14 protein-coding genes are annotated in these 14,186 nt (G+C 66.6%); 1 reads left to right on the forward strand and 13 read right to left on the reverse strand.

The features are described 5' to 3' along the window. Nucleotide 1: 1 nt before the first annotated feature. From narI to moaA, 12 genes are all read right to left on the reverse strand, one after another. Entirely contained in the window at nt 2–709 is a 708-nt protein-coding gene (narI, locus tag ACUDTM_RS04015; protein ID WP_072167565.1) for a respiratory nitrate reductase subunit gamma, read from the reverse strand. Beyond that, nucleotides 706–1,386 (reverse strand): nitrate reductase molybdenum cofactor assembly chaperone, encoded by a 681-nt coding sequence (gene narJ / locus ACUDTM_RS04020; RefSeq protein WP_005416842.1) that lies wholly within the window; start codon nt 1,384–1,386, stop codon nt 706–708. The genes narI and narJ overlap by 4 nt, the downstream gene beginning before the upstream one ends. Next, a complete protein-coding gene (narH, locus tag ACUDTM_RS04025; RefSeq protein WP_065177652.1) occupies nt 1,386–2,930 on the reverse strand; it encodes a nitrate reductase subunit beta in 1,545 nt (514 codons plus the stop codon). Before narH ends, narJ begins: the two co-directional genes overlap by 1 nt. Then, nucleotides 2,930–6,673: a nitrate reductase subunit alpha gene (locus ACUDTM_RS04030; RefSeq protein ID WP_445391180.1), complete on the reverse strand. Its 3,744-nt coding sequence runs from the start codon at nt 6,671–6,673 to the stop codon at nt 2,930–2,932. The genes narH and ACUDTM_RS04030 overlap by 1 nt, the downstream gene beginning before the upstream one ends. Nucleotides 6,674–6,745: 72 nt before the next feature. Further along, the gene (locus tag ACUDTM_RS04035) at nt 6,746–8,164 is read right to left on the reverse strand and encodes a NarK family nitrate/nitrite MFS transporter (protein ID WP_053499738.1); all 1,419 of its coding nucleotides are present in this window, start codon (nt 8,162–8,164) and stop codon (nt 6,746–6,748) included. 144 nt (nt 8,165–8,308) lie between these two features. Continuing rightward, a complete protein-coding gene (locus ACUDTM_RS04040; RefSeq protein WP_053499740.1) occupies nt 8,309–8,674 on the reverse strand; it encodes a hypothetical protein in 366 nt (121 codons plus the stop codon). Then, on the reverse strand, nt 8,671–9,213 hold the full coding sequence (gene mobA / locus ACUDTM_RS04045; protein ID WP_072167564.1) for a molybdenum cofactor guanylyltransferase: 543 nt from the start codon (nt 9,211–9,213) through the stop codon (nt 8,671–8,673). The genes ACUDTM_RS04040 and mobA overlap by 4 nt, the downstream gene beginning before the upstream one ends. A 36-nt stretch (nt 9,214–9,249) precedes the next feature. Beyond that, entirely contained in the window at nt 9,250–9,750 is a 501-nt protein-coding gene (locus tag ACUDTM_RS04050; protein WP_005416853.1) for a molybdenum cofactor biosynthesis protein MoaE, read from the reverse strand. A 3-nt stretch (nt 9,751–9,753) separates the two neighbouring features. After that, entirely contained in the window at nt 9,754–10,014 is a 261-nt protein-coding gene (locus tag ACUDTM_RS04055) for a MoaD/ThiS family protein (protein WP_065177647.1), read from the reverse strand. Next, on the reverse strand, nt 10,014–11,267 hold the full coding sequence (locus ACUDTM_RS04060) for a molybdopterin molybdotransferase MoeA (protein WP_088496068.1): 1,254 nt from the start codon (nt 11,265–11,267) through the stop codon (nt 10,014–10,016). The genes ACUDTM_RS04055 and ACUDTM_RS04060 overlap by 1 nt, the downstream gene beginning before the upstream one ends. Then, complete coding sequence (gene moaCB / locus ACUDTM_RS04065) at nt 11,267–12,262, reverse strand: bifunctional molybdenum cofactor biosynthesis protein MoaC/MoaB (RefSeq protein WP_072167562.1); 996 nt, start codon at nt 12,260–12,262, stop codon at nt 11,267–11,269. Before moaCB ends, ACUDTM_RS04060 begins: the two co-directional genes overlap by 1 nt. Before the next feature lie 8 nt (nt 12,263–12,270). Beyond that, complete coding sequence (moaA, locus tag ACUDTM_RS04070; RefSeq protein ID WP_072167561.1) at nt 12,271–13,251, reverse strand: GTP 3',8-cyclase MoaA; 981 nt, start codon at nt 13,249–13,251, stop codon at nt 12,271–12,273. 194 nt (nt 13,252–13,445) lie between these two features. Between moaA and ACUDTM_RS04075 the strand changes: the two genes are divergently transcribed. Beyond that, nucleotides 13,446–13,850 (forward strand): ribonucleotide reductase subunit alpha, encoded by a 405-nt coding sequence (locus tag ACUDTM_RS04075; RefSeq protein WP_227837673.1) that lies wholly within the window; start codon nt 13,446–13,448, stop codon nt 13,848–13,850. On the opposite strand, the gene ACUDTM_RS04080 is transcribed toward ACUDTM_RS04075, so the two are convergent. After that, the gene (locus ACUDTM_RS04080) at nt 13,844–14,173 is read right to left on the reverse strand and encodes a hypothetical protein (protein WP_019659894.1); all 330 of its coding nucleotides are present in this window, start codon (nt 14,171–14,173) and stop codon (nt 13,844–13,846) included. The two genes, ACUDTM_RS04075 and ACUDTM_RS04080, sit on opposite strands and share 7 nt — an antisense overlap. Nucleotides 14,174–14,186: the final 13 nt, after the last annotated feature.

Consider the following 14,186-nt stretch of genomic DNA (forward strand, 5'->3'; position numbering starts at 1 on the left):
TTTACTCCCGCGGCCCATAGCGCAGCGTGGCCTGACGGCGGCGCACCACCTGGTAGGGCCGCCACAGGTAACTGATCGGAATGCTCCATACGTGCACCAGGCGGGTGAACGGCGCGATCAGGAACAGGGTCAGGCCCAGGAAGATATGCATCTTGTAGACCCAGCTGACGCCCTCGATGTAATAAGCGGCTCCGGCACGGAAGGTCACGATGTGCTGCGCCCACTCGGCCAGCTGCACCATCACCCCACCGTCCAGGTGACCGGACGAGACGCGGATGCTGTACAGGCCCAGGCACAGCTGCGCGAACAGCAGCACCAGCACCAGGGTGTCACCGAAGCTGCCGGTAGCCCGAACACGCGCATTGAACAGGCGGCGTACCAGCAGGATGCTGATGCCGATGAAGCACAGTGCGCCGAACACACCACCGACCACCATCGCCAGCATCTGCTTCTGCGAGGAGGTGATGAAGTGCTCGTACACCGCGTGCGGCGTCAGCAGCCCGACCAGGTGGCCGCCGAGGATGGCCAGGATACCGATGTGGAAGCAGTTGCTGCCGAGCCGCATGCCCTTGTCCGACAGCATCTGACTGGAGCCGGTGCGCCAGGTGTACATGGCCTTGTCATAGCGGGCCCAGCTGCCGATCAGCAGCACTGCCACGGCGATGTACGGGTAGTACTGGAAGGCGAATTGATGCAGGGAGTAACTCATGGCTGGACCTCACGATGCGAAGGACGGGCCGGCGAACGCACGGGCGGCTTGCAGTCTTCGGCAGGGGCTTCGGCGCCGAAGCGCACCGCCTCCTCCTCCCACAAGCGGTCCATGGCCTCGGCGGTATCGTCGCGGACTTCCTCGCTGGCACGCTGGCGCAGCGCCTGCAGATCGGCCTTGCCGTCACCGGCTTCGACCAGGATCTCGAACAGCACCCGGTGCGGCAGCTCACGCTCGGCGGCACGCGCGGCCAGCATGCCGGCGATATGGCCGATGTGGTGCAGCCACTCGCGGGCCTCGCTACCGGGGCGGTGGGCCAGGAACTCCAGCAGCAACGGCAGGTAATCCGGCAGCTCGCGGGCATCCAGTTCGAAGCCGTTGCGGCGGTAGGTTTCGACCAGATCGACCATGGCCTGGCCGCGGTCGCGCGACTCGCCATGGATGTGTTCGAAAAGCAACAGGCTCATCGAACGGCCGCGGTCGAAACTGGCCAGCCACGCCGCCTGTGCATCCAGCGCATCGGTGGCCAGCAGCTGCTGCACGAAGCTGCGCAGCTGCTGGCGGCGGGCGGGGTTCAGCGCCGGGTCGTCACAGGCGGCGAGCAGCTCCTCGCCGTGCTCCCACAGTTCCTCGCGGGGGTAGTCCAGCAACACCCCGACCAGCTTGAGCACGCTCATCACACCACCTCCTTGCGGCGCTGGTTCGGGCCTTTGTCCACCACGAAGGTGGTGGTCTTGCGCTGCCCGAACAGGTCCGCCGGGCTGTCACCATTGCAGCCGTTTCCGAAGCTGAAGCCGCAGCCGCCGCGCTCACCGAAGGCGTCGTTGGCGTACTCGCGGTGGCCGGTCGGAATCACGAAACGGTCCTCGTAGTTGGCAATGGCCAGATAGCGGTACATCTCTTCCACCTGGGCGATGCTTAGCCCGGTCTGTTCCAGCACGGCGGTGTCTTCCACGCCGTCCACGTTCTTGGCCCGGCGCCAGGCACGCATCGCCATCAGCCGCTCCAGCGCGCGTACCACCGGCGCCTCGTCACCGGCCGTCAGCAGGTTGGCCAAATAGCGCATCGGGATGCGCAGCGACGCCACGTCCGGCAGCTCGCCGCTCATGCCCACGCGGCCACGCTCGGCGGCGGACTGGATCGGCGACAGCGGCGGCACATACCAGACCATCGGCAGCGTGCGGTATTCCGGGTGCAGCGGCAGCGCCAGCTTCCAGTCGATCGCCAGCTTGTACACCGGCGACTGCTTGGCCGCATCCAGCCAGCTGTCCGGGATGCCTTCCTTGCGCGCGGCGGCGATCACTGCCGGATCGTTCGGGTCCAGGAAGATGTCCAAGTGGGCCTGGTACAGGTCCTTCTCGGCGGCTACCGAAGCGGCCTCGGCGATGCGGTCGGCGTCGTACAGCATCACGCCCAGGTAGCGGATGCGGCCCACGCAGGTTTCCGAGCACACGGTTGGCTCACCCATCTCGATGCGCGGGTAGCAGAAGATGCACTTCTCCGACTTGCCGCTCTTCCAGTTGTAGTAGATCTTCTTGTACGGGCACGCCGACACGCACATGCGCCAGCCGCGGCACTTGTCCTGGTCGATCAGCACGATGCCGTCTTCCTCGCGCTTGTAGATCGCGCCCGAGGGGCACGCCGAGACGCACGCCGGGTTCAGGCAGTGCTCGCACAGGCGCGGCAGGTACATCATGAAGGTCTTTTCGAAGGCGCCGTAGATCTCCTTCTGCACCTGGTCGAAGTTGTAGTCGCGTGAGCGCTTGCTGAACTCCGAACCGAGGATCTCCTCCCAGTTCGGGCCCCACTCGATCTTCTGCATGCGCTCGCCACTGATCAGCGAACGCGGGCGTGCGGTGGGCTGGTGCTGGCTGTCCTTGGCGGTGTGCAGGTTCTGGTAGTCGAAATCGAACGGCTCGTAGTAGTCGTCGATCTGCGGCAGGTCCGGGTTGGCGAAGATCTTGGCCAGCATGCGCCAGCGGCCACCTGCGCGTGGCACCAGCTTGCCGGCGCGGCTGCGCACCCAGCCGCCGTTCCACTTGTCCTGGTTCTCCCATTCCTTCGGGTAGCCGATGCCCGGCTTGGTTTCCACGTTGTTGAACCAGGCGTACTCGACGCCCTCGCGCGAGGTCCAGACGTTCTTGCAGGTGATCGAGCAGGTATGGCAGCCGATGCACTTGTCCAGGTTCAGCACCATCGCGATCTGTGCACGGACCTTCATCACACCACCTCCTTTACAGCTGCAGGTACTGCCTCATCGTCCAGCCAATCGATCTTGTCCATCTTTCGCACGATCACGAACTCGTCGCGGTTGGTTCCGCAGGTGCCGTAGTAGTTGAAGCCATAGGCCAGCTGCGCGTAGCCGCCGATCATGTGGGTCGGCTTGAGCACGATGCGGGTCACCGAGTTGTGGATGCCGCCGCGGGTGCCGGAAATCTCCGAGCCCGGCACATTGATGATGCGTTCCTGCGCGTGGTACATCATCGCCATGCCCGGCATCACGCGCTGGCTGACCACCGCACGCGCGGCGATCGCACCGTTGACGTTGAACAGCTCGATCCAGTCGTTGTCGACGATGCCGGCACTGCGCGCGTCGTCCTCGCTGATCCACACGATCGGACCACCGCGCGACAGCGTCTGCATGATCAGGTTGTCGCTGTAGGTGCTGTGGATGCCCCACTTCTGGTGCGGGGTGATCCAGTTCAGCACGATCTCCTTGTTGCCGTTCGGGCGCTGGTTCAGCAGCGGCTCCACCGTGCGCGTGTTGACGGGCGGGCGATAGCTCATGAAGGCCTCGCCGAAGTCGATCATCCATTCGTGGTCCTGGTAGAACTGCTGGCGACCGGTCACCGTGCGCCACGGAATCAGCTCGTGCACGTTGGTATAGCCGGCGTTGTAGCTGACGTTGTCGTCTTCCAGTCCCGACCAGATCGGCGAAGAGATGATCTTGCGCGGCTGCGCCTGGATGTCACGGAAGCGGATCGCCTCGTGCTCCTTGCCCACCGCCAGATGCGTATGCTCGCGACCGGTGAAGGCGCCCAGCGATTCCCAGGCCTTCACCGCCACGTGGCCGTTGGTTTCCGGCGCCAGGTGCAGGATTACTTCGGCCGCGTCGATCGCGGTCGAGATGGCCGGGCGCCCCTGGCTTATGCCTTCTTCGTGCACGGTGTGGTTCAACTTGCCGAGGAACTCGACCTCGTGCTTCGTGTCCCAGCTCATGCCCTTGCCGCCGTTGCCCTGCTTGTCCAGCAGTGGGCCGAGCGAGGTGAACTTGCGGTACAGGTTCGGGTAGTCACGCTCCACCACCGTCATCGACGGCATGGTCTGGCCCGGAATGGCCTCGCACTCGCCCTTCTTCCAGTCGGCTACGCCGAACGGCATGCCCAGCTCGTTGGGGGTGTCGTGCAGGGTCGGCACCAGCACCAGGTCCTTCTCCACGCCCAGCACGCCCGGCGCCATCTCGCTCACGGTGCGGGCCACCTCCTTGAAGATGTCCCAGTCGCTGCGCGATTCCCACGCAGGGTCCACCGCCTTGGACAGCGGGTGGATGAACGGGTGCATGTCCGAGGTGTTGAGGTCGTCCTTCTCGTACCAGGTTGCCGTCGGCAGCACGATGTCCGAGTACAGCGCGGTGGTGCACATGCGGAAGTCGAGCGTGACCAGCAGGTCCAGCTTGCCTTCCGGCGCGTCGTCGCGCCACTTCACCTCCTGCGGCTTCACTGCGCCCATTTCGCCCAGGTCCTTGCCCTGCAGCCCGTGGCGCGTACCCAGCAGGTGCCGCAGCATGTACTCGTGGCCCTTGCCCGAGGAACCGAGCAGGTTCGAGCGCCAGATGAACATCATGCGCGGGTGGTTCTGGCTGGCGTCCGGGTCGGCGAAGGCGAAGTCCAGCGAGCCATCCTTGAACTTGCCCAGCGCGTAGTCCGCCGGGGCCACGCCGGCCGCTTCGGCCTCGCGTACCAACTGCAGCGGGTTGCGGTCCAGCTGCGGGGTGCTCGGCAGCCAGCCCATGCGCACCGCGCGCAGGTTCAGGTCGGCCAGGCTGCCGCTGTACTTGCGGGCATCGGCCAGCGGCGACAGCAGCTCGTCCACCTGCAGCTTCTCGTAACGCCACTGCCCGGTGTTGAAATAGAAGAACGAGGTGCCGTTCATGTGGCGCGGCGGCTTGCTCCAGTCCAGGCCGAACGCGAGCGGCTGCCAGCCGGTCTGCGGGCGCAGCTTCTCCTGGCCCACGTAATGCGCCCAACCGCCGCCGGTCTGGCCCACGCAACCACACATGATCAGCATGTTGATCAGGCCGCGGTAGTTCATGTCGTTGTGGAACCAGTGGTTCATGCCCGCGCCGACGATGATCATCGAGCGGCCGTGGGTCTTGTCGGCGGTACGCGCGAACTCGCGGGCGATCTCGATCACCTCGGCGCGCGACACGCCGGTGATGCGCTCCTGCCACGCCGGCGTGCCCGGCACCCTGTCATCGAAGCTCGATGCCACGTTGCCGCCGCCAAAGCCACGGTCCACGCCGTACTGGGCCAGCAGCAGATCGTAGACCGTGGCCACCAGCGTCTCGCCGCCGTCGACCGTGGCCAGGCGGCGCACCGGAATGTTGCGGTCCAGTACGTCTTCGGCCGGTGCGGCGGTCCAGCCGTCGCTTTCAATGCCACCGAAGTACGGGAAGCTCACCGCCTCGATGCCGTCATTGGCGTCGGACAAGCTCAGGCGCAGGCGCGTGTCGGCGCCATTGCTGGCCTTCTCTTCGATGTTCCAGCGGCCCTTTTCACCCCAGCGGAAACCGATCGAGCCATTGGGCACCACGATCTGGCCGCTGTTCTCGTCGTAGGCCAGGGTCTTCCAGTCCGGGTTGTTGGCTTCACCCAGCCCGCCCAGCTCACTGGCGCGCAGGAAGCGGCCCGCCACCAGGCGGCCATCGTCGCGGCGCTCCAGGCGCACCAGCATCGGCATGTCCGAGTACTGGCGGCAGTAGTCCTGGAAATACTGCGAGGGCGAATCGACATGGAACTCACGCAGGATCACATGGCCGAACGCAAACGCCAGCGCAGCGTCGGTGCCCTGCTTGGGGTGCAGCCAGTGGTCGGTCAGCTTGGCCAGCTCGGAATAGTCCGGGCAGATCGCCACCGTCTTGGTGCCGTTGTAGCGCGCTTCGGTGAAGAAGTGCGCATCGGGCGTACGCGTCTGCGGCACGTTCGAGCCCCAGGCGATGATGTAGCGGCTGTTGTACCAGTCGGCCGATTCGGGCACGTCGGTCTGCTCGCCCCAGATCTGCGGCGAGGCCGGCGGCAGATCGCAGTACCAGTCGTAGAACGACAGGCAGGCGCCGCCCAGCAGCGACAGGTAACGCGCGCCGGCGGCGTAGGACACCATCGACATCGCCGGAATCGGCGAGAAGCCGACCACGCGGTCCGGGCCGTACTGCTTCACCGTGTACAGATTGGAAGCGGCGATGATCTCGTTGGCCTCTTCCCACTGCAGGCGCACGAAGCCGCCCATGCCGCGGCGGGTCTTGTACGAACGCGCCTTCTCCTTGTCTTCAACAATGCTGGCCCAGGCATCGACCGGGGCCTTGCTCCTGCGCGCTTCGCGCCACAGGCGCAGCAGCGTGCCGCGGATCAGCGGGTACTTCAGCCGGTTGGCGCTGTACAGGTACCAGGAGTAGCTGGCGCCACGCGGGCAGCCACGCGGTTCATGGTTGGGCAGGTCCGGACGCGTGCGCGGGTAATCGGTCTGCTGGGTTTCCCAGGTGACCAGGCCGTTCTTGACGTAGATCTTCCAGCTGCAGGAGCCGGTGCAGTTCACCCCATGGGTGGACCGCACGATCTTGTCGTACTGCCAGCGGGCGCGGTAACTGTTTTCCCAGTCGCGGCCCTCGCTATTGGCAAATCCATGGCCATCGGCAAAGGTCTGGGGGTCACGCTTGAAGAACTGCAAGCGATCGAGGAAATAACTCATCGGGGATCTCCCTTTGCGGACATCGGCATCGTGGCTGTGTGTGTCATCTGGCTGCGGTGCGTTTTCATGTCGTCAGCAGGGTGTCTCGGCACCGCGCCGGTAGTACCACCACCAGGTCACGGCCAGGCAGGTGACATAGAAAACAACGAATCCGTACAGCGCCATGTCGGGGCTGCCGGTCAACGTAATGGACGAGCCGTAGCTCTTGGGAATGAAGAAACCGCCGTAGGCGCCGATCGCACCGGAAAAGCCGACCACCGCAGCCGACTCGATGCTGGCCTGGTGCGCGGCGGTAGCCTTGCCCTCGGCGTTGTCGTTGGCCGACCAGCGCTCATGCAGCGTGCGGAAGATCACCGGGATCATGCGGAAGGTCGTGCCGTTGCCGATGCCACTGAGCACGAACAGCGCCATGAAGCTGAGCAGGAAGCCATGGAAGTTGCCGCCCTGGCCATCGCTGGGCAGGAAGTGCAACACACCGAACACCGCGGCGATCATCAGCGCGAACACCCAGAAGGTCAGGCGTGCGCCACCCCAGCGGTCGGCCATGCTGCCACCCACCGAGCGCATCAGTGCGCCCAGCAGCGGGCCGATGAAGGCGTAGGCCAGCGGGTTCACGTCCGGGAACTGGCTCTTCACCAGCATCGGGAAGCCGGCCGAGAAACCGATGTAGGAACCGAAGGTACCGATGTACAACCAGCACATCAGCCAGTTGTGCTTGCGGCGGAAGATCACCGCCTGCTCGGAGAACGACGAGCGGGCGCTGGTCAGGTCGTTCATGCCGAACCAGGCCGCGATGGCGCACAGCGCGATGGCCGGCACCCAGATGAAGCCGGCGTTCTGCAGGAACAGCGGTGCCCCACCCTCCACCGTGGGCTGCGGTGCACCACCCAGCGCACCGAACACGCCTACAGTGATGACCAGCGGGATCACCGCCTGCGCCACCGACACGCCCACATTGCCCAGGCCAGCGTTCAGGCCCAGCGCCAGGCCCTGCTTCTGCTTGGGATAGAAGAAGGAGATGTTGGACATCGACGATGAGAAGTTCGCGCCACCGAAGCCGCACAGGATCGCGATGGCCACGAACACCCAGTACGGCGTGGCCGGGTCCTGCACCGCAAAGCCGAGCCAGAGCGTCGGCGCCAGCAGCGAGGCGGTCGACAGCGCGGTCCAGCGGCGGCCGCCGAAGATCGGGATCACGAACGAATAGAAGATGCGCAGGGTCGCGCCGGACAGGCTGGGCAGCGCCACCAGCCAGAACAGCTGGTCGGTGCTGAAGTTGAAGCCGATCTTCGGCAGGCTGATCGACACCGCCGAGAACAGCACCCAGACCGAGAAGGCCAGCAGCAGCGAGGGGATCGAGATGACCAGGTTGCGGGTGGCAACCCGCTTGCCGGTGCGCTCCCAATAGCCGGGGTCCTCCGGCGTCCAGTCGCTGATGACGCGACCCGGACGGGCAGTGCTGCGGACAACAGGATCGCTACCGACGGTCATACATGGCTCCAAGGCTGTGGAATGACGTGGGTATTGCTTTCAAGTTGTGACCCGTCGTCGTGCAGCCATTAGGCCGTGCGGCAACTACGACGGGGTTGATCTGGATCAATCAGGGGCCGGTTTTCACCCTGCCCCTGACAAATGTCAAACCGATGAAGCGGTATTGCGGCGCGTGACTCCGCGCTGGCGCACGCTGTCGCGCACGTCCACATCGAACTGCAGCTGAAGCCGGCTGCCATCTTCCAGGGCAATGTCGAATGGCAGGCCATCCCGGCACGGCAGCCGCGCCGCCAAGGCCTCAACCGCCGGGCGCGGCAGCACCAGGCGGCAGAAGGTGCCACCATCGAGCAGCACCGGCCGCTCGCCGCCATGCAGCGACACCGCCATGCCCCAGCCCTCGATACCGCCGAAGCGGGTCATGTTCTCGACCGATTCACCGGCCAGCAGGCGCGCCAGTTCGGCCTCGTCCAGGCGAAGCCGTACCGATTGGTCCTGCAACTGCACTTTCATGACGCAACATCCTCCCATTGTTCGGGGGTATTGCAGTTGACCAGCCCGGCCTCGTCAACCGGCGCCAGGGCCACGGAATTCACGCCAAGACGGCGCTGCAGGGCCTGCAGCGAGCGCGGGCCGTCCGGGTCATCCAGCATCGATCCAAGTACGTTGCGGCAAGCATCGTCTATATCCACCAGCATGGGCAGGGGGTGGCCCGCAAAGATCGTGCATGGACCGCGATGGCCGTCACGCAATTTCTGTAGCAATCGCGGCGGCAGCAGCGGTGTATCCACCGGCACCACCCAGGCCGGGCCATCGGGCATGCGCATCGCCACGCTGTAGAGCCCGCCCAGCGGCCCGCAACGTGCCAGGCGGTCCGGTATGCCGCCGAACGCCGGGTAATTTCCGCTGACCCAGACCTCGCGTGCGCCAGCCTGCATCAACAGGCCCCGCATGTGTTCCAGCAGCGTGCGCCCCTGCCACGGCAGCAGCGCCTTGTCGCGGCCCATCCGGGTGGACAGGCCACCGGCCAGCACGATGCCGGTGATGCTCATCGCAGTAGAGCCACGCCATGCGTGGCTGCGCCGGCATCAATGTTGATGATCGTGCGCATGGTCATGGGCATGTGCAGGTTCACTGTCCGCGTGGCAGAGGCTGCAGCCCTCGCTCCACGCGCTGTCGCCGTCTTCGTAATGTTCCTGCTTCCAGATCGGGCACTGGTGCTTGACCACCTCGATCAATTGCCGGCAGGCCCGGAATGCCTCGTCACGGTGCGGGCTGCCGGCGGCCACCACCACCGCCACATCGCCGATGCCGAGCCGGCCCTTGGCATGGGCCACATACAGCTTCAGCTTCGGGCCAAACGTCGCCTCGACCTCGGCGGCCAACCGCTTGAACTCGTTCAACACCAGCGGCTCGAACAGGTCGTAGGTGATCCCGGTCACCGGCCGGCCGATGTTGACGTCGCGCACCTTGCCGATGAACACATCGATGCCGCCGAAGCCCGGATCGGAGACCGCCGCGATGCCCTCGGCCGGATCGATCGCCGCCTGCGCGCGGTCCACCACCTTGGCAATGATCGTCTCGCTCATCGCTCAGCCCCCGCTCACCGGCGGCAGGATCGCCACCCGGCCATCGTCGGGCAGCGCCTCGTCGTCGCGCAGCACGCGTTGCTGATCGGCGAATGCCGAGTAATCCAGCAGGCCGGCACGGAAACCCGGCCAACGCAGTGGCAGCAGCTCGCGCAGCGCCTGGCGCAGATCGGCCACGGTGCCACCAGCCACCTCCACCGCGATTTCACGGCTTGCATCCAGATCGGAAAACGCACCGAACAACTGCAGATTCACCTGTCTCATCACGGCTCCTGGCTCGCCAGCTGCACCGGGTCCTGATGACCCCAGCCCTGCACGCGCACTGGCGTGCCGGCAGCGGCCACGCTGCCCTCGCCTTCCAACACCACCCAGGCGTTGGCCTGCAGCATGGACATCAAACGGAATGATTCCTGCCCGGACAGCACGCGCGCACTCAGGCGCCCCTGCGCGTCCACTTCCACCCGCGCCCGCGCGTGGAAGCGCAGGCCCGGCGGCGTGCGCACGTCGGCCTGCAGCGGCAACGTCAGCACCGGCTCCGGTGCCAGCCCCAGCAGGCGGCGCAGCACCGGCTCGACGAAGAAGCGCTGGCCCACGGCCGCCGAGACGGGATTGCCCGGCAGGCCGAAATACAGCGCGCCATTGGGCAGCACCGCAAACAGCAACGGCTTGCCGGGGCGGATCGCCACCTTGTGGAACACGATGCGCGCACCCCGGCCGCGCAGCGCATCGGGAACGAAATCGTACCGACCAGCCGACACCGCGCCGGTGCTGATCAGCACCTGCGCGCCCGCGGCGAGCGCTTCATCCAGCACTGCATTGAAGGCGGCCACGTCGTCGCCCACCGTGCCCTGCCAGACCACCTCGGCACCGGCGGCCTGCAGGCGGCCAACCAGGTACGGCCGGTTGCTGTCACGAATCTGCCCGGACGCCAGCGTCTGCGCCGCCTCGGTCACCAGCTCCTTGCCGGTGGCGATCACTGCGGCCCTTGGCCTTGCCACCACCGCCACCTCGCCCACGCCGATCGCATGCAGCAGGGTGCGCGCGTTGATATCCAGCACCTGCCCGGCCTGCAGCACGCGCTCGCCGTCGCTTACATCCTCGCCACGCAGGCGCACGTTCTGGCCCGGCTTCACCAATGCCTTCAGGGCAATGCGGGTCGGGCGGCCGTCCTCGCTGGCGAGGATCTCCACATTCTCGACCGGCACCACCGTGTCCAGCCCAACCGGCATGCGTGCCCCGGTCATGATTTCCCAGGCACCCTCGCCGCCTTCGGCGCCAGCATCGCCGGCCGCCTGCCAGCCCTGCACCGCGAACTCGGTACCGGCCTCGAACGTCGCGCCGTCGGCGCGCAGCGCGAAGCCGTCCATCGCCGAATTGTCGAACGGCGGCAGCGACTGCGCGCTGTGGATGTCACGGGCCAGAGTGCGGCCGCCGGCCTCATGCAGCGGCAGATGTTCAGCCGGCAGCGGCATGGCCGCGTCCAGCAGGTTCTGCAAGGCTTCGCTATAGGCAATCATCAGTGGCCACCACCCTCGACCATTGCCAGTGCGTGGCCCAGTACCGGCGCCAGGATGTCCAGGCACTGCGCCGCCGCCTTCGGGCTGCCCGGCAATGCAAACACCAGCATGTTGCCCAGCTGCACCACCTCGGCGCGGCTCAGCCAGGCCATCGGCGTGTGCTGTGCACTCAGTGCACGCACCATCTGCGCCAGGCCATGCACCGGCCGCGCGTTCAAGGAACGCAACGCCTCCGGGGTCAGGTCTCGCGGGCCCAGCCCGGTCCCGCCGGTACACAGGCACAGGCGCACGCCCTCGGCGGCCAAGGCCTGCAGGCGGCCCGCCAACGGCTCGATGCCATCGGGCAGTACCTCGGCGGCTACCACCTCGCCCCCCAGTTTTTCCACGCCAGACACCAGGGTCGGGCCGGACACATCTTCATAGGTGCCGTCGCTGGCGCGATCGCTCAGCGTGATCACCGCGCAGGCCGCGCCCTCCAGGCCCTTCGGCGCACGCGGTTTGAAACGCTCACGCTCGGCCTCGTCCATGCCGTCCGGGTGCAGCCAGACACCACGCTTGCCGCCTTCCTTGAACAGCAGGCGGATGCCTTCGATGCGCAGCGCCGGTTCCACCGGCTTGCTCAGGTCGTACAGGGTCAGCAGCGCCGCGTTGACGCCGGCCAGTGCCTCCATCTCCACGCCGGTGCGGGCCTCGCTGGCGCACTCGCACCACACGCGGATCGCCTGCCGTTCCGGCACCGGCGCGCAGAACACCTGCACCAGTTCCAGCGGCAGCGGATGGCACAGCGGCATCAGCATCGACGCCATCTTGGCACCCTGCAGGCCTGCAATCTCGGCCATCACCAGCGCATCGCCCTTGGGCAGGCGGCGCTCGACGATCAGCGGATAGGCCACTGGACCGGCATGCAACTCGCCCACCGCCACCGCACGGCGGCGGCTGATGCGCTTGTTGCGCACATCGGCCATGTGGAAGGCCGCGTTCAATTCCCCACTCATCGTGTTGCTCATCCTCCGATGGAGGCCAGGTGCGGGGTCAGCCCGGTCTGGCCCTGGTGCAGTCCATGCCCGGCCGCTTTCAGGCCAAGCTGGGTGGTGATGCGTGCCAGCAGCGCGTCGCGGTCCTCGTCGCGCTGCAGCAGCGGGCGCAGCGGAACGCCGAACTCGCCAAACAGGCACAGCCGCAGGTCGCCCCTGGCGGTCACCCGCAGGCGGTTGCAGCCCTTGCAGAAGTCACGCGAATACGGCGCGATGATGCCGATGCTGCCGCGATGGTCGGGGTGGCCGAACTCGCGCGCCGGGCCGGCATCGGCCGCGCGCGGGCGCTCGTGCCAGCCCGCAGCCAGCAGCTGCTCGATCACCCGATCGGCGCGCAGGTGGTGGCGCTGGAAATAGGCTTCGTTGTCGCCGGTGCGCATCAGCTCGATGAAGCGCACGCTGAAGGGGCGATCGCGCAGGTAGTCCATCCACTGCGGCAGCTCGTCGTCGTTCAGGCCGCGCAGCAGCACCGCGTTGAGCTTGATCGCCTGCAGGCCCAACGCCTGCGCCAGGGCCAGGCCCTGCTGGATCTCCGGCAGGCGGTCGTGCCCGGTGATGGTGTGGAAACGTTCGCGCTGCAGGCTGTCCATGCTCACGTTCAGCGCGGTCAGGCCGGCCCGGTGCCATCCCGGCAGGCGCCGCGGCAGCAGCGTGCCATTGGTGGTGATGGCCACCTTGCGGATGCCCGGCACCGCCGCCACGGTGGCGATGATCTCGTCCAGGTCCTTGCGCAGGCTGGGCTCACCGCCCGTCAGGCGGATCTTGCTCATGCCCAGCGCGGCAAACGCACGCACCACCCTTGCGATTTCATCCACCTGCAGGAAGCGCGGGCGGCCATCGGCCTGGTAACCGTCGGGCAGGCAGTAGCTGCAACGGAAGTTGCAGGCTTCGGTCAACGACAGGCGCAGGTACGGAAAGCTGCGTCCGAAACCGTCGGTGAGTTGGCTCATGGCTGGTCCACCTTGTTGCTCCACCGTCTTGCCTGTTCCCGGAACGGCCCGGATACCCTCGCCTGCTGGAACGATTGCCAGAGTACGCGGCCTTCAGTTCCATCGGCATGACTTAAATCAATCGCGTTCGGCCCCGCGCGGCAGGCGTTGTGGCAGCATGCGGCTTTCCGTGCAGCGGGCGTGTGACAACCCTCATGATGATGAACGATTTCCAGCAACTGCTGCACGCCGCCGGCGAGCAGGCTGAACCGCAACGCCTGCTGTTCGTATTCGTGCGCGCCGAGCTGCCCGAATCGCCCACCAGCGACCAGCGCGACCGTCATGACCGCCGCGAGGGCGGCACCCTGTCGCCGGTGCTGTGCGTGGACAAGCTGCCGGCCGAGGTGCCCAGCTTCCAGGCGCTGGCGGGCGAATCGACCACCACCGGCATCGACTGGGACCTGGTGTTCGTAGCGGCGCTGGTTGGCCGTGGCGGTTTCGCGCCGAACAGCGACGAAGCCGCGCGCCCGTTGCAGCTGATGGTCAACGCCATCCATGACGGTCAGATCGGCCGCTTCGCCGCCTTCGACCGTGGCGGCGAGCCCGTTCAGTTCTATTGAGCCACCAGCTGCAGGGTCAGGAAGAAGATCACCAGCACGGTGTTCAGCCCCCAGGCCACGGTCAGCCCGCGCGCCGCCACGCCCAGGTTGGGGTTGTGCGCGGTGGGCGCCGCCCGCCAGACCGCCGGGATGATCCAGCCGGTATAGAGCAGCAGCACGGCAAATACCCCCAGCAGCAGCGGGGTGCGCTGGTTGGCCAGCGCCCAGAGGGCCACCGCCCACAGAATGTTGCTGGGAATGACGCCCTGCAGCCAGAACACACTCCACAGGCGGGAACGGCCTTGGGTGTCGGGGGTGGGGTGCAGCGAAGCGGTGGCGGTCATAAGTCTCCTTCTG

The sequence above is a fragment of the Stenotrophomonas maltophilia group sp. vghtpe118 genome, from assembly GCF_052605195.1.